Annotated in this window: 11 protein-coding genes and 1 pseudogene; 7 read left to right on the top strand and 5 right to left on the bottom strand. The window is 72.1% G+C overall.

The window, feature by feature from the left end; translation table 11 throughout:
* Nucleotides 1-1,133, bottom strand: a 1,133-nt coding sequence (locus CCN33_RS16865) for an acylneuraminate cytidylyltransferase (protein WP_086694419.1), incomplete at its 3' end; no start/stop codon positions are given.
* Between the two features lie 35 nt (nt 1,134-1,168).
* Nucleotides 1,169-2,503 carry a DUF6716 putative glycosyltransferase gene (locus tag CCN33_RS16870; RefSeq protein WP_086694420.1) on the bottom strand — a complete coding sequence of 445 codons (1,335 nt, stop codon included), beginning with the start codon at nt 2,501-2,503 and terminating at the stop codon, nt 1,169-1,171.
* Between the two features lie 198 nt (nt 2,504-2,701).
* On the opposite strand from CCN33_RS16870, the gene CCN33_RS16875 reads away from it, so the two are divergent.
* Genes CCN33_RS16875 through CCN33_RS16885 form a run of 3 tightly spaced genes read left to right on the top strand, consistent with a single transcriptional unit; the run spans nt 2,702 to nt 6,159 of the window.
* Nucleotides 2,702-3,679, top strand: coding sequence for a glycosyltransferase family 2 protein (locus CCN33_RS16875; protein ID WP_086694421.1), 978 nt, complete (start codon nt 2,702-2,704; stop codon nt 3,677-3,679).
* Complete coding sequence (locus CCN33_RS16880; RefSeq protein WP_086694422.1) at nt 3,676-5,010, top strand: alpha-2,8-polysialyltransferase family protein; 1,335 nt, start codon at nt 3,676-3,678, stop codon at nt 5,008-5,010. Before CCN33_RS16875 ends, CCN33_RS16880 begins: the two co-directional genes overlap by 4 nt.
* Before the next feature lie 42 nt (nt 5,011-5,052).
* Nucleotides 5,053-6,159 (top strand): acyltransferase family protein, encoded by a 1,107-nt coding sequence (locus CCN33_RS16885; protein ID WP_244173837.1) that lies wholly within the window; start codon nt 5,053-5,055, stop codon nt 6,157-6,159.
* Nucleotides 6,160-6,161: 2 nt separating this feature from the next.
* On the opposite strand, the gene CCN33_RS16890 is transcribed toward CCN33_RS16885, so the two are convergent.
* A complete protein-coding gene (locus tag CCN33_RS16890) occupies nt 6,162-6,812 on the bottom strand; it encodes a TetR/AcrR family transcriptional regulator C-terminal domain-containing protein (protein ID WP_086694423.1) in 651 nt (216 codons plus the stop codon).
* A 71-nt stretch (nt 6,813-6,883) separates the two neighbouring features.
* On the opposite strand from CCN33_RS16890, the gene CCN33_RS16895 reads away from it, so the two are divergent.
* On the top strand, nt 6,884-8,260 hold the full coding sequence (locus CCN33_RS16895; protein WP_086694424.1) for an FAD-dependent monooxygenase: 1,377 nt from the start codon (nt 6,884-6,886) through the stop codon (nt 8,258-8,260).
* A gap of 82 nt (nt 8,261-8,342) precedes the next feature.
* On the opposite strand, the gene leuE is transcribed toward CCN33_RS16895, so the two are convergent.
* Nucleotides 8,343-8,996, bottom strand: a complete 654-nt coding sequence (leuE, locus tag CCN33_RS16900; protein WP_086694429.1) for a leucine efflux protein LeuE — start codon at nt 8,994-8,996, stop codon at nt 8,343-8,345.
* A gap of 129 nt (nt 8,997-9,125) precedes the next feature.
* Between leuE and CCN33_RS33830 the strand changes: the two are divergent.
* Both CCN33_RS33830 and CCN33_RS16905 read left to right on the top strand, forming a co-directional pair.
* Nucleotides 9,126-9,401: pseudogene (locus CCN33_RS33830) on the top strand (leucine-rich repeat domain-containing protein); the annotation flags it as partial.
* A gap of 6 nt (nt 9,402-9,407) precedes the next feature.
* Nucleotides 9,408-12,125, top strand: coding sequence for a COR domain-containing protein (locus tag CCN33_RS16905; protein ID WP_086694425.1), 2,718 nt, complete (start codon nt 9,408-9,410; stop codon nt 12,123-12,125).
* Here the strand turns inward: CCN33_RS16905 and CCN33_RS16910 are convergent.
* Complete coding sequence (locus CCN33_RS16910) at nt 12,104-13,684, bottom strand: acyl-CoA mutase large subunit family protein (RefSeq protein ID WP_086694426.1); 1,581 nt, start codon at nt 13,682-13,684, stop codon at nt 12,104-12,106. The two genes, CCN33_RS16905 and CCN33_RS16910, sit on opposite strands and share 22 nt — an antisense overlap.
* A gap of 92 nt (nt 13,685-13,776) precedes the next feature.
* Here CCN33_RS16910 and CCN33_RS16915 point away from each other — a divergent pair, with 92 nt between their 5' ends.
* The gene (locus CCN33_RS16915; RefSeq protein WP_086694427.1) at nt 13,777-14,568 is read left to right on the top strand and encodes a L,D-transpeptidase family protein; all 792 of its coding nucleotides are present in this window, start codon (nt 13,777-13,779) and stop codon (nt 14,566-14,568) included.
* Nucleotides 14,569-15,123: the final 555 nt, after the last annotated feature.

Below are 15,123 nucleotides of genomic sequence, written 5' to 3' on the forward strand. Positions count from 1 at the left end.
GCGCCGCGTACGGCGTCGTGGGCGTCGGCGACCGCCACGGGCCAGCCGACGAGGGCGAGGCAGGGCAGGTCGTTGACGTCGTTGCCGGCGTAGAGCACCCGCTCGGGGGCGATGCCCTGCTCCTCGCACCACTGCTTGAGGGCGAGGTCCTTGCGGTCGATGCCGTGCAGCACCGGCAGCCGGAGCTTGCGGGCGCGGGCGGCGACGACGGGGTTCTGCTCGGTGGACAGGATCAGCGTCGGCACCCCGGCGCGGCGCAGCGCGGCGATGCCGAGCCCGTCGCCCCGGTGCACGGAGACGAACTCCCGCCCGTCGGTGTCGATCAGCACCCGGTCGTCGGTCTGGGTGCCGTCGAAGTCGAGGACGACGGCGTCGACGTCGTCGCGGGTGGGCAGCGCGCCCGCCGGGACGGTGTCGAGCAGCGGGGCCAGGGCGCGGGCGCGGGCCAGGTCGTGCGGGTCGTCGATCTCCAGCACGCGGGCCGGGTCGGTGCGGACCAGCTCGGTGCGGCCGAAGAAGCGGTGGCCGTGGGCGCGGAAGCCGGTGACGTCCATCGCGTAGGCGGCGCCGGTCTCCAGCAGGTCCTGCGGGCGGTCCTGGCGGCGGGGCCGTACGGCCTTGTCGTGGTTGACACCGAAGCCGCCGGGCTCGTCGGGGTTGCCGTCCCGCCAGACGAAGCCGTGGAACGGGGCGACGGTGACGGCGGTGTCGGCGCCGTCGCGGACGACCGCCTCGGCGACCCGGCCGATGTCGTCGGCGAGCAGGAAGGGGCTGGTGCACTGCACGAGCAGCACCACGTCGACGGCCGCCCGGGTGCGCTCCTCGAAGGCGTCCAGGGCGTGCAGGACGGCGGCCTCGGAGGTGGCGGTGTCGCCGGCGATGGCGGCGGGCCGGGTGACGACCTCGGCGCCGGCCGCGCGGGCCGCGGCGGCCACGGCCGCGTCGTCGGTGGAGACGACGACGTCGGTGACGGCGGGAGCGGCCAGGCAGGCACGCACCGCGCGGGCCACCAGCGGGACGCCGCCCACGGGGGCGAGGTTCTTGGCCGGCACCCCCTTGGAGCCGCCGCGCGCCGGGATCACGGCGAGCACCCGGCGCGGCGGGTCGCCCGGATCGGCGGGCCAGTGGGTCATGGGGTCAGCTCCTTGAGAGGAAGAAGGTGCGGTACTCACAGCTCGCCCATCCGCCGGATCACCGGGGCGACCCGCTGGACGCCGTGCCGGTACGCGCCCCGGGCGGCCCGGCGCACGATCTGCCGGACAGGTCCGGCCTCCGCGCGGGTGGCGGGGCCGCCGGGCAGCGGGGCGCCGTCGGGGCCGAGGTGGTGGCGGGCGAGGATGCCGGGCAGATAGCCGGGCGCGGTCTCGGGGGTGTAGTAGGGCTCCAGCGGCGGCAGCGCGCCGGACCGCTCCAGCAGGGCGGCGATCCGGGCGCGGGCCGCGTCGAAGGCGCCCGCGTACGAACCGTCCCCGGCCGCGACCCCCTGCCGGGCCAGCCACTCGGGGTCCGGCTCCGGGCGGTACCCGGCGTCCAGCCGGTCCCAGGAGGTGAGGCACCCGGAGCCCAGGAAGTGGTGGTTGCCCAGCGCCTCCCGCACCCCGAGGTCGGTCAGCACGGCCGTCGGGATGCGCCGGTGCAGGGACTCGAGCGCGGCGGTGGAGCTGACGGTGACCAGCAGGTCGGTCCGGTCCAGCACCTCGCCCATGTGCCCGTACACCAGGCGGAGGTTGGCCGGCAGCTCCCGCCCCCGGACCAGCTTCTGGTAGGGCAGCTCCTCGATGTGCGTGGTGTGCTCACCGGGCTTGGAGCGCAGCTTGAGCAGCACCTCGCGCTCGGGGTGCCGCCGGGCGTGGGCGATGAGCCGGTCCAGCAGGTAGGTCCGGTCGGCGCGGTTCTCCGGCACGGAGGGCTGCGCGGCGAACGTCACGGTGCAGGGCGTGAGCCCGTGCTCCGCGGAGGGCGCCCTCTCACCCGCGTACGTCTCCCCGCCGAGGAAGGGCAGCGCCACCTCGGTGACCGCTCCCGCGTCCGCCCCGACCCCCTCGTACACCGCGCGGAACCGGTCGGCGTCCTGGGCCGAGTTGGCGAGGACCAGGTCGGCGCCGTGCCGGAGCAGCAGGCCGTCGGCGAGCTTCTCGTAGACGACACCGACGTAACCGGTGACGACGACCGGGCGCGGACCGCTGCCCCAGGCGTGCTTCAGGCCGTGCAGCATGGCCTGCACCCCGCCGCCGACCAGCGCGAGGACCAGGATGTCGTAGGACTCCCCGGTCATGGCGCGCAGGAACTCCGCGCCGGTGACCTCGCGGAGCGAGTCGGCGGTGGCGCCGGTCTCCGCGAGCTGGCGGGGTGTCGGGGTGGCCCGGCCCCGCAGGAGGTAGCCGTCGAGCCGTCCGGCAGCGGCGGGAGCGATACGGCGCGCGGTGAGCGCGCCCCACTTCCACCGGGTGTCGGAATCGGCGAGGACGGCGATCCGCGGGGACTTCGTTGCACTTGCTGGCACGCCGAAGACGCTAGGAAGCGATTCGTAGCCCCGGCCCAACCCGAACTCAACAAACGGTTAACAGCACATCGACGAATGGGGATTCGGGCCCGGATCGGCCTCGGGGAAAACCCGGTTCACGGCTTCGCCACGCGTCGTTCACCCGGTATCAAGGCGAGCGTCGACACGAATGCCGGGCCCAGCCCTAACGTCCTCGGCGTGGTCAAGCTCTCGGTCATCGTGCCGTTCTACAACGTGCAGCAATACGCGCCGGACACATTGAGGAGTCTTCGTGCGAACGCGCGGGACGATTACGAGTTCATTCTCGTGGACGACTGTTCCCGCGACGGGACGCCGGGCATCCTCGAGCGCGCCGAACGCGAACTGCCGGGCGCCGTCGTCGTCCGGCACGAGCGCAACGGCGGGCTGGCGACCGCCCGCAACACCGGTCTGGACCGGGCGCGCGGCGAGTACCTGACGTTCCTCGACGGCGACGACTGGCTCGCCCCCGGCTATTACGACCAACTGGTCGCTCGCATGGACGACCTGGGGTGCGACTTCCTGCGCACCGACCATGTCCAGTGCACCGCGCGGGCCCGGTCGGTGCACCGGGTGCCGCACGGCCGGCGCGATGTCGTGCTGGACCCGCGGGCGGCCATCCTGCCCGCGGACCGGTCGACCTCGGTGGACTATGCGTACGCCTGGGCCGGGATCTACCACCGGCGGCTCGCGGAGCGGGGGCTGCTGCACTTCACGGACGGACTGCGCACGGCGGAGGACCGGCCGTGGATCTGGCGGCTGCACCGGGAGGCGGAGTCGTTCGCCGTGGTCGGGCTGCTCGGCGTCTTCTACCGGCGCGGGGTCGCCTCCTCGCTGACCCAGATCGGTGATGTCCGCCAGCTCGATTTCCTGCGCGCCTTCGACCAGGTCATAGCGGAGACAGCCGCCGACCGGAATGCGAAGGAACTGCTGCCGAAGGCCGTGCGCACCTATTGCGCGATCATCTCCCACCATCTGGGAAGCATCGAAAGGTTCGAGCCCCCGGTGGCGAGAAAACTGAAATCCCTGAGCGCGGCCGCCCTCAGGCGCATGCCGCAGGACGTGCTGAACGAGGCGCTGGACTCGATGGACCTCGCCCGCGCCACCCGGCTGCGCCGCCTGCGCCGCCGCCCCTCCCCCGCCGGGGCCGCCGCGTGACCACCCAGATCTTCCAGGCGTCCACGCTGTACGGCGTGGCCACGCTGGCCGCCGCCCTGGACTCCGGCTGCTTCGCCCCCGCCGACCGGCGCCTGCTGCTGGTCTGCAACAACGCGGCGACCCCGGAGACCACGCCCCCGCTGGACGAGATGCCCGGCTTCGAGCGGCTGCGGGACCGGTTCGACGACGTGCTGTCCTACAACGAGACCATCCACCCCTTCCACCCCGGCGGCTGGCTGCCCCGCGGGGACGACATGCCCCTGTGGCAGCGCTACTTCCGCCACGAGTGGCGACTCGGGGACGGACCGGTCGAGTTGGCGGTCGAGTCGATCCAGGTCAACCCGTCGCTGGCGCTCGCGCAGATCTTCACCGGCGCCCCGGTCACGGTCTACGCCGACGGCCTGATGAGCTACGGCCCCACCCGCAACAAGATCGACCCGCTGGTCGGCACCCGCGTGGACCGGCTGCTCCACCTCGACCTGGTACCGGGCCTCCAGCCCCTGCTGCTCACCGAGTTCGGGGTGCGGGCCGAGATGGTGCCGACCGCCGCCTTCACCAAGGTGCTGGCGGAACTCGCGGGCACCGGCGACGAGTTGCCCTCGATCGAGGAACCCGCGCTGCTGCTGGGCCAGTACCTCTCCGCGCTGGACATCCTCACCCCGGACGAGGAGGAGGCGCTGCACGTCCGCATGCTGCGCGGCGCGGTGCAACTGGGGCACGACCGCGTGGTGTTCAAGCCGCACCCCACCGCACCGGCCCGCTACGCCCGCACCCTGGAGGAGGAGGCGGAGCGGCTCGGGGCCGACCTGACGGTGCTGGACACCCCGGTGCTGGCCGAGGTGCTGTACCAGCGGATGCGCCCCGCGCTGGTCGTCGGCTGCTTCTCCACCGCCCTGCTGACCGCCGCCACCCTGTACGGCCTCCCCGTGGCGCGGGTCGGCACCGGCACCCTCCTGGAGCGGCTCGCCCCGTACGAGAACAGCAACCGGGTGCCGGTCACCGTGGTAGACGCGCTGCTGCCCGAGCTGGGTGACCGGGCGGCCGTCACCGAGGGGCGGCGCGGCATGGAGGTGGCCGAACTGGGCGAGCTGGTGCGCGCGGTGGGCTTCGCCATGCAGCCGAAGATCCTGCCCGCACTGCGCGCCGACGTCGAGGGCTTCCTCGCCCGGCACCTGGACCCGGGCACCCTGCGCTACTTCAAGCGCCGCAGGCTGACCGTGCTGGGACTGCCCGGCGGGGTGCCCGCGCAGCTCGCGTTCATCCCGCGCAACGCCACCGTCCGCCGGGTGGCCCGCCGCGCCCGCGGCCTGCGCCGGACCGCCCGCGGCTGAACCGCCCCGCCACCGACCGATTCGATGCCAAGGACTGTGCAGATGACCACCACCTCGCCGCCGGCCGTGCCCGCCGGCCTCTCCCAGCCGGTCGCCACCGGGGCGAGGGGGCGGCTGCTCGCCCTGGACGGGCTGCGGCTCGTGGCCGCGCTGATGGTGTGCATGTACCACTACACCGGGCGCGGCGGGACGATATCGGAGTCCTGGCACCAGAGCCCGTCCGAGGTCTTCCCCCGGCTCTCCCAGATCACCCCCTACGGCTGTCTGGGCGTCCAGTTCTTCTTCGTGATCAGCGGTTTCGTGATCTGCATGAGCGGCTGGGGCCGCACACTCGGTGACTTCTTCCGCTCCCGCGTGGCCCGTCTCTACCCCGCCTACTGGGTGGCGCTGGTGCTGGTCACCGGGGCGGCCTTCGTGCTGCCGGTGGTGGTGCACCCGGTGCGGGCGGACGAGTTCCTGGTCAACCTGACGATGCTCCAGCAGCCGATGGGCGCCTCCCGGATACTCGGCGTCTGCTGGACGCTCTGGGTGGAGGTCCGGTTCTACGCGCTGTTCGCCCTGTTCGTGGTCTGGCGCGGGGCGACCTACCGGCGCGTGGTGCTGTTCGCCTGCGTCTGGACGCTGGCCGCCGCGATCTCCACCACCGCGGGCAACGCCCTCACCGACGCCCTCGTCATGCCGGAGTACGCGCCGTTCTTCATCGGCGGACTCGCGCTGTATCTGGTCCACCGCTTCGGCGGCAGCCCGCTGCTGTGGGGGCTGGTCGCGATGTCCTGGCTGCTCGGGCAGAGCGCGGCCGTGCGCGGGCTGTGGCATCCGGGGGCGCACGGCGACTTCACCCGGCACCCGGTGGTGATCGTCGCCGTGGTCACACTGGCCTTCGCGTCGGTGGCGGCCGTGGCGCTGGGCTGGACCCGCTGGGCGTCCTGGCCGTGGCTGGTGACGGCGGGCGCGCTGACGTACCCGTTCTACCTCGTGCACGAGCACCTGGGCTGGTTCGCGGTCCGGGTGCTGCACCGGGGGCTCGGGCTCGGGGCATGGCCGACGCTGGGGCTGACGGTGGCGGGGATGCTGATGCTGGCCTGGCTGCTGCACCGGTTCGTGGAGAAGCCGTTCGGGCCCCGGCTGCGCCGGGCGCTCAAGAGCTGACGTCAGCGGAGGCCGTACGCGGCCTCGATCCCGGCCACGATGAGCTTCAGGCCGTCCTCGAACTGCTCGTCGTAGTCGTCGAAGAGCAGCTTTCCCGCCTCGGCCGCCAGCGGGAACTCGGCCAGCCTTCGCGCCCGTTCCTCCACGTCGTACCCCTCGCGCCGCTCGCCGGGCAGCGGCCGTACGCCCTGTTCCTCGGTGACGAAGCCGATGGTGTACATGTTCGCCGTGCGCATCGCCCGCACGGCCTGGGCCAGGGTGAACCCGGCGGCGGTGAAGACGCGCAGGTGGGACTCCATCGCGGGGGCGTGCTCGGTGCCGGTGAAGCGGGAGCCGCTGAAGACCTTGGCGCCGTCGCGGTAGCCGGTGAGCGCGGTGCGCAGGCCCCGGCAGGCCGCCAGCAGCCGTTCCTGCCAGGTGTCGGCGGGGTCGAGCACCGCGCCGGCCGTCATCCGGCGGTACATCTCGGTCGCCATCTCGTCGAGCAGCGCCTGCTTGTCCTTGAAGTGCCAGTACAGCGCGGGCGCCTTGACGTCCAGCTCGCGGGCGATGGCGCGCAGGGTCAGCCCGTCCAGGCCGGTCTCGTTCAGCAGCCGCAGCGCGGTGTCGGCGACCTTGCGGCGGTCCAGGGGGGCGCGGCGTTCCGTACTCACGCTTGACAGCTTAACAACGTTAAGGGCACGCTCGTGGGCGACGGCACTTAACGGCGTTAAGGAGTTATGCCATGAATGCCCCGGTCGATGTGGATGTGCTGGTGGTGGGGGCCGGTCCGACCGGGCTGACCCTCGGGGTGGACCTCGCCCGGCGCGGGGTGGAGGCGCTGGTGGCGGAACGGGCCGGCACACTGTTCCCCGGTTCGCGGGGCAAGGGCGTCCAGCCGCGTACCCAGGAGGTCTTCGACGACCTCGGCGTGCTGGACGCGATCCGCGCGGCCGGCGGCCCGTACCCGCCCCGGATGATCTGGCGGGACGGCCGGCAGGCCGGCGTACGACCGATGTTCGGGCCGGTGGAGGCGACCGGGGGCGCCCCGTACACCGAGCCGCTGATGGTCGCCCAGTGGCGCACCCAGGAGGTGCTGCACGCCCGGCTGACCGAACTGGGCGGCCGGGTCGCCTTCGACCGCGAGCTGACCGGCCTGGCCCAGGACCCCGAAGGCGTGACCGCGCGCTTCGCGGACGGCAGGCCGGTCCGCGCCCGGTACGTGGTCGCGGCCGACGGCGGCCGCTCGGCGGTGCGGCGCGCGGCGGGGATCGGCATGACCGGGCAGACGGTGGACCCGAGCCCGTTCCTGGTCGCGGACGTCCGGGTGCGCGGGCTGGACCGGGAGCACTGGCACGCCTTCCCCGGCGAGGACGGCACCGGTCTGATGCTGTGCCCGCTGGCCGGTACGGAGGACTTCCAGCTGGCCGCGCGGCTGCCCGAGGGCGAGACGCCCGACCTGTCCCTGGAGGGCCTGCGCACGCTGGTCGGCACCGGTACGCATCTCGACCCCGAGGACCTCACCGAGGTGCGCTGGGCCTCGGAGTTCCGGCCGCGCGCGGCACTCGCGGACCGGTTCCGGGCGGGCCGGGTCTTCCTCGCCGGTGACGCGGCCCACGTCCACTCCCCGGCGGGCGGGCAGGGGTTGAACACCAGCGTGCAGGACGCCTACAACCTGGGCTGGAAGCTGGGCGCGGTACTGCGGGACGGCGCCCCGGACGCCCTGCTCGACACCTACGAGGAGGAGCGCCGCGCCAACGCGGCCGCCATGCTGGACCTCTCCACAGGGGTGCACCGGGGCGAGGTCCAGCGGGGAAAGGCGACGGTCCAACTCGGCCTGGGGTACCGGGAGTCGTCCCTCAGCGAGGACACCCGGCCGGAGCCGACGGAGATACGCGCGGGCGACCGCGCCCCCGACGGCACGGTGGACGGCGTCCGCCTCTTCGACGCCTTCCGGGGCCCGCACTGGACCCTGCTGGGCGCCGAACTCCCCGGCGTACGCTCCCTGCCGGCCGCGTACGGCCCCGGTGTCTTCCTGATCCGCCCCGACGGTCACGTCGGCTGGGCGGGCGACTCGGCCGAGGGCCTCGGCACCTACCTCGCCCGGGTCGGCCTGGCCTGAACCAGGGCCTCTCGTTTGCGTCTTGCCGGGCTCGCGGGGTCCGGCACCGCTCCCTGATCCGGCCTGATCCAAATGAAAGACCCTAGCCCGCCGCCAGCGACAGCTTCACCGCGAAGCCGAGGAAGAGCACCCCGGCGGCGGAGGTGGCCGTCGCCGACAGCCGCCTGCGGCGGCGGAACGCGGCTGCCAGCTTGGTGCCGCCGAAGATCAGGGCGGTGAGGTAGAGGAAGCTGGCCGCCTGCGCGAAGGCGCCGAGGACGACGAAGGACAGCGCCGGGTAGGCGTAGGCCGGGTCCACGAACTGCACGAAGAAGGCCACGAAGAACAGGATCGCCTTCGGGTTGAACAGGCTGACCACCAGCGCCCGCCGGAACGGCCGCTCGGCCTCCGCCCTCTCCTCGGCGGTGGCCTCCGCCACCACCGGCTCCCGCCGGGTGCGCCACATCTGCCAGGCCGCCCGCAGCATCCCGATCGCCAGCCAGGTCAGATAGCCGGCCCCGGCGTACTTCACGATCCCGAACAGCACGGCGTTGGCCTGCAGCAGCGAGGCCACCCCGGCCGCGGACAACGTCATCAGCACGGTGTCCCCGCACCACACCCCGGCAGCCGCGGTGTACCCCGGCCTGACCCCCTTCCGGGCGGCCACGGACAGCACGTACAGGGAATTGGGCCCCGGAAGCAGAATGATGAGCAGCAGCCCGGCCAGGTAGGCGGGCAGATCAATGACGCCGAACATGGATGCGAGTGTCGCACGCGCGGCGGCCACGGCTTGACTCTGTCCAAACGCCGGACCCGCTACCGTCCGAGGCCTACATTGTGTGCCCAAAGGTGTGGTGCACAGGGGACGAACGGGGCGGTGCGACGCGTGGGTGCGGTTGAGGAGGGGCCTGCACGGGCCCTCGAGCGTATTCGGGAATGCCGGGAGTCAGGATCGCCCCTACTCGACCTCGCCCGTCTTCGATTGCGGACGGTTCCGGAAGAGGTGGCCGACCTGACTCACCTCACCGCTCTCTCGCTCGACCACAACGAACTACGCGAGCTACCAGAGTGGATAGGCGGTCTCACCAGACTCACCAGGCTGCTCCTGGACCGTAACCGTCTTCACACCGTCCCTGCATCCATCGGGAGACTGACGCGGCTTAGGGAATTGGGGCTGGACTTCAACCGGCTGGTCTCGGTCCCGGACAACCTCGGCAACCTGACCAGGCTGACCCAGCTCAGGCTCTACGACAACGGGCTGACCACCCTCCCGGACACACTGCGAAACCTCACGGCGCTCACGGACCTGCCACTCGGCATGAACGCACTGCGTTCCCTGCCCGACTGGTTTCCCGAGCTCACCGCGCTCACTGACGTATGGCTGAACGACAACGGGCTGACCGCGCTGCCCGAGGACATCGGCCGTCTGACGTCACTGAGAAAATTGGTGCTGTCTCATAACTCGCTGACCGAGCTGCCCACGAGCATTGGCACCCTCCAGCACCTGATAGACCTCAGGCTCGACGGGAATCCACTGTCCAGCCCGCCACCAGAAGTAGTCGCCGCCGGTGCCCGCGCGGTAGTCACTTTCCTCGCCGAGACCCAGGAAGACCCCGTCCGCCAGTGGTCCTCCAAGGTCGTCGTGGTCGGTGAGGGCCGCGTCGGAAAGACATCACTGCTGCGTGCCCTGCGCGGCGAGAATCACAACCCGAACGAGGACAGCACGCACGGACTGACCGTCGGCTCCCTGGACATGCCCCACCCACATCCGCCCGCCGGAGAGAGCGTGGACATGCGGCTGAGCACCTGGGACTTCGGGGGCCAGGAGATCTACCACGCCACCCACCAGTTCTTCCTCACCGACCGCTCCCTCTTCCTGCTGCTGTGGGACGCGCAGATCGGCTGGGAAGGCAGCAAGCTGCACTATTGGCTGGACATGATCAAGGCCCGGGCGCCGCACGCCCCCGTCGTGCTGGTCGCCACCCACCTCGGCCCGCGCCCCCCGGACCTGCCGCTGGACGAGCTGCGGGAGACGTATCCGGGGCTGATCGTGGAGAGCCTGAGCGCAGACAGTGCGAGCGGCGAGGGCGTGGAGGAGGTGCGCGAGGTCATCCGGCAGCAGGTGGCCCGGCTCCCCCTCATGGGCGTGACCTGGCCCCGCACCTGGCTGCGCGCCGCGGACGCAGTACGGGCGGCCGAGGACAAGCACATCACCCCCGAGGCGCTGGGCGGCCTGTTGGCGGAAGCCGGTGTGCACGAGCCCTCTCACCAGGCGTCGCTGACCGCCGCCCTGCACAGCCTCGGTGACCTCCTCCACTACCCGGACGACGAAGAGCTGTGCGACCTCGTGGTCCTGCGTCCCCAGTGGCTGACGGCCTACATCAGCCGCGTGCTGGACTCCGAGGACGTGCTGAACGAGGGCGGCCTGTTCCGGCACAGCTTCGGCAACACCCTCTGGCGGGACGTCGAGCGGTCGATGCGTCGGCACCTCATCCGGATGATGGAGAACTTCGATCTCTCCTACCGGACCGAGGACCGGAAGGCGAGCCTCGTGGTGGAACTGCTGCCGTGGAACCCGCCCTCCTACCAGGAGGACTGGAACTCCCCGGAGCGGCTGGAGCAGCGTGAGCTGCGCCTCAAGTACCGCCTGCACACGGTTCCGCCCGGCATTCCCACCTGGTTCATCGCCCGAGAGCACCGTTTCTCCACCCCCGTGCGATGGCGTTCCGGCGCCCTGCTGAAGCATCCGGACGGCGTGCACGCGGCGCTGGTGACGGTAGACCGCCACGCCAAGACGGCCGAGCTGCGCGTACGGGGCTCGTACCCTCACGACTTCTTCGCCGTGCTCAAGGACGGCTTCGAGCAGACCCTCCAGCGCTACCCCGGCCTCGACATCACCCGTCTCGTGCCGTGCCCCCACCGCGACGAGAACGGCACCGCCTGCCGCCACGAGTTCCGGCACGAGCAGTTGCGGGCGCGGCTGGACCGCCGTCCCCCGTTGGAGACCATCGAGTGTCCCGAACACCTGGAGGAGGTCGAGGTCGCCTATCTACTCCAGGGCATCGAGCGGCCGGCCGCCGATCAGATGGCCAACCAGGTGATGGAACGGCTCGACCGGTTGGAGATCGCTGGGCAGCGACGGCACGACGAGGTGCGTGGCGGGATCGAACAGGCCCGCGCGGAGGTCTCGGCCATGGTGGCCGAGCAACAGCGAGGCTTCCTGGGCGTGCTCCGACGCGAACAGAGCCGCGAGGAGGCCATCTGCCCGAGCGTGGTGTGGGTGCGGCGCGTCTCGCGGCGGGAGGCCGGACATCGGCTGCGGCCGGGTGACGTCTTCCAACTGCACCTGTGCTGCGAGGCGCCTGGTGAGTGGCACTTGCTGGACGACACGGAGCCATACGAACTGCCCGCCAACTCGGAGTTCACCAAGGTCGTCCTGCCGTACGTGCACCAGACGCTCAAGGTGCTCAAGTACGTCGTGCCCGTGTTCGGTGCCGCGCTGGGGGCGGCCTCCGAGGATCTGAGCAAGGTGATGAAGGACGACCTGGAGCTCATGAAGGCCCTGCTGGACGGGCTGCCGGCCGAGACCCGCAGGCAGCTCAGTGACCGGCAGTCCCGCTCCACGGTGGTCGCGACCGAACACGCCGAATACCGGCAGATGTTCGCGCTGCTCAAGCAGCTCGACCCGGACCAACACTGGGGCGGCCTGAACAAGGTCACGACGCCCGAGGGGCCGACCTACTGGCTGTGCAGCGAGCACGCTCGTTTCTATCGCCAAGGCGTCATGGGCGTGGGCACCGGGCGGGACGTGGTGGCGCTGCCCGCGCAGGCGGACGGCACACCGGCGCTGACCGCACCGGGCGGTCAGAACGCGTCCACCGGCTGATACGTCCCCCACACCGACCGCAGCGTGTCGCAGACCTCGCCCACGGTGGCCTCGGCACGGAGGGCGCGTTTCATGGGTGGGAGGACGTTGGCGCTGCCCTCGGCGGCCGCGCGGAGGGCGAGGAGGGCCGCGTCGGCGGTGTGCGCGTCGCGGCGGGCCCGCAGGCGGGCGAGGCGTTCGCGCTGGCGGGTCTCCAGGGCGGGGTCCACGCGAAGCGGGGCGTAGGGCTCCTCCTCGTCGAGGCGGAAGCGGTTCACCCCGACCACCACCCGCTCCCCCGCCTCCGTCTCGCGGGCGATCCGGTACGCGTTCCGCTCGATCTCACCCTTCTGGTAACCGAGTTCGATGGCCGCCTCCGCGCCGCCCAGCTCCTCGACCCGGCGCAGCAGCCCCAGCGCGGCCCGCTCCACGTCGTCGGTGAGCCGCTCCACCGCGTACGACCCGGCGAAGGGGTCGACGGTCGCGGTCAGGTCGGTCTCGTGGGCGAGGATCTGCTGGGTGCGCAGGGCGAGGCGGGCGCTCTTGTCGGTCGGCAGCGCGATGGCCTCGTCGAAGGCGTTGGTGTGCAGGGACTGGGTGCCGCCGAGGACCGCCGCGAGCGCCTGCACGGCGACCCGGACGAGGTTGGCCTCCGGCTGCTGGGCGGTGAGCTGGACCCCGGCCGTCTGGGTGTGGAAGCGCAGCATCCACGACCTCGGGTCCCGCGCCCCGAACTCCTCCCGCGTGATCCGGGCCCACATCCGGCGCGCGGCACGGAACTTGGCGACCTCCTCCAGCAGGGTCGTACGCGCCACGAAGAAGAAGGACAGGCGGGGCGCGAAGTCGTCCACGTCCATGCCGGCCGCGAGCGCCGCGCGGACGTAGGCGACCGCGTCCGCCAGGGTGAACGCGATCTCCTGCGCGGGCGAGGCTCCGGCCTCGGCCATGTGGTAGCCGGAGATGGAGATGGTGTTCCACCTCGGCAGGGCGGCGGCGCAGTACGCGAAGAGGTCGGCGGTCAGCCGGAGGGAGGGGCGGGGCGGGAAGATGTAGGTGCCGCGCGCGATGTACTCCTTGAGGATGTCGTTCTGCACGGTGCCGGTCAGACGGTCGCCGGGTGTCCCCCGCTCCTCGGCCACCAGCTCGTACAGGAGCAGCAGTACGGCCGCCGGGGCGTTGATCGTCATCGAGGTGGACACCCGGTCCAGCTCAATCCCGTCGAACAGCTCCCGCATGTCCTCGATCGAGTCCACCGCCACCCCGACCCGGCCCACCTCGCCGCGCGCGAGGGGCGCGTCGGAGTCGTACCCCATCTGGGTCGGCAGGTCGAAGGCGACCGAGAGGCCGGTGACGCCGTGGGCGATGAGGTCGCGGTAGCGGGCGCCCGACTCGGCGGCGGTGCCGAAACCGGCGTACTGGCGCATGGTCCAGGGACGGCCGGTGTACATGGTCGGATACACGCCACGGGTGTAGGGGTACGCGCCCGGTTCGCCCAGCTCGGTGGCGGGGTCCCAGCCGGTCAGTGCCTCGGGGCCGTAGACCGGCTCGATCGGCGTGCCCGACTCCGACTCTCGCGCCATGGCTGCCTCCGGGATCCGGGAGGGTCGGTCGCCTTCGCCTTCCACGATGCCTCGTTGTTCGGCGGCGGGCGCGCGGGGGAAGCATCCTCGGCATGAGGATTCCGGGGAGAACCGTCGCCCTGTTCGCCTCGGCCGCCGCCCTCGCCGTGGCGCTCGGGGGGTGCAAGCCGCCGCCCGAGGGGGCCGACGGGAAGCCGCGGTACCCGGTCCACTTCGACACGCCGTCCGCCCGGCCCCGCACCACGACTCGGGCGGCGGCCCTGTTCTCGCGCGGGGACAGCGGGACCGGCGTACGCGAGCTGCAGGCCCGGCTCCGGCAGGTGCAGTGGCTGAACGACGGGCCGACGGGTGAGTACGACGACCTCACCGAGCAGGCGGTCGGCGGCTTCCAGGGCAAGCGGGGGCTCCCCCGTACGGGGCGCGTGGACAACGTCACCTGGCAGCGGCTGCTGGCGATGACGCACCGGCCGGGCCGGTGGGAGCTGTATCTGATGGGTGGCCAGCCCGCCGCCGCGCCCGACCCGCGCTGTCTGACCGGACGGGTGCTGTGCGTGAGCAAGACCAGCCGGACCCTGCGCTGGATGATCGACGGCCGCACGCTCACCACGGTCTCGGTCCGCTTCGGCTCGCAGTACACCCCGACCCGCGAGGGTGTGTTCAGCATCTACTGGAAGTCCCGGCACCATGTGTCGACGCTCTACGACTCACCCATGCCGTACGCCATGTTCTTCAGCGGCGGCCAGGCGATCCACTACTCCTACGACTTCGCGGCGCACGGGTACGCGGGAGGTTCGCACGGGTGCGTGAACGTGCGGGACGAGGGGGCGATCGCGTCGCTCTTCGCGCAGGTGCGGAACGGGGACCGGGTGGTGGTGTACCGGTGAGCCAAGTTCCGCCGGTGAAGTGGGGGCGCGGGCGGGACCGGGGGAACGTGTCCCGCCCGCGCCAATGCACGAGCTTTGGGGTACGGGGGGAACCCCGGCTCAGTGCTACGGCCGATGACCAGTCGGCTCACTCAGTACTGCGCCGTCGCGTCCAGAAACGTCACACCTTTCCGAAACAAATTTTTGGAAGTGACAAAGTTGCAGGTCAGAGGGGACCTGGCGGGTCGACGGCAGGTTGAGGCGGAGGCGCGGGCGGGGAGTGTGGCCGTCGTCGTCGCCCTGGTTGTCGTCGCCCTGGTTGTCGTNNGCCGGTTCCCGGCGTCCGGCTCCCGGCCTTCCCGCAGGTCGCGACAGGCCGTGGCGGCGGCCCACCAGCGGGCGCCGGGGCGGCGCGAGGGCTCGGCGGAAGGGGGCCGGTCCGTGGCCTTGCCGGTACTCGCGGCTTCGTCGTCCGATGCGTCGGGTGCCGGCGCGCGCGGGGTCACCTCCGGGGTGCCCGAGGTGCCCGGCGAAGGGGTCGGGGATGCCGGTTCGCCGGGCCGGGCCGGGGTGGCC

Origin of the sequence: Streptomyces recifensis (assembly GCF_002154615.1) — a bacterium.
Taxonomy (GTDB): domain Bacteria; phylum Actinomycetota; class Actinomycetes; order Streptomycetales; family Streptomycetaceae; genus Streptomyces; species Streptomyces griseoluteus.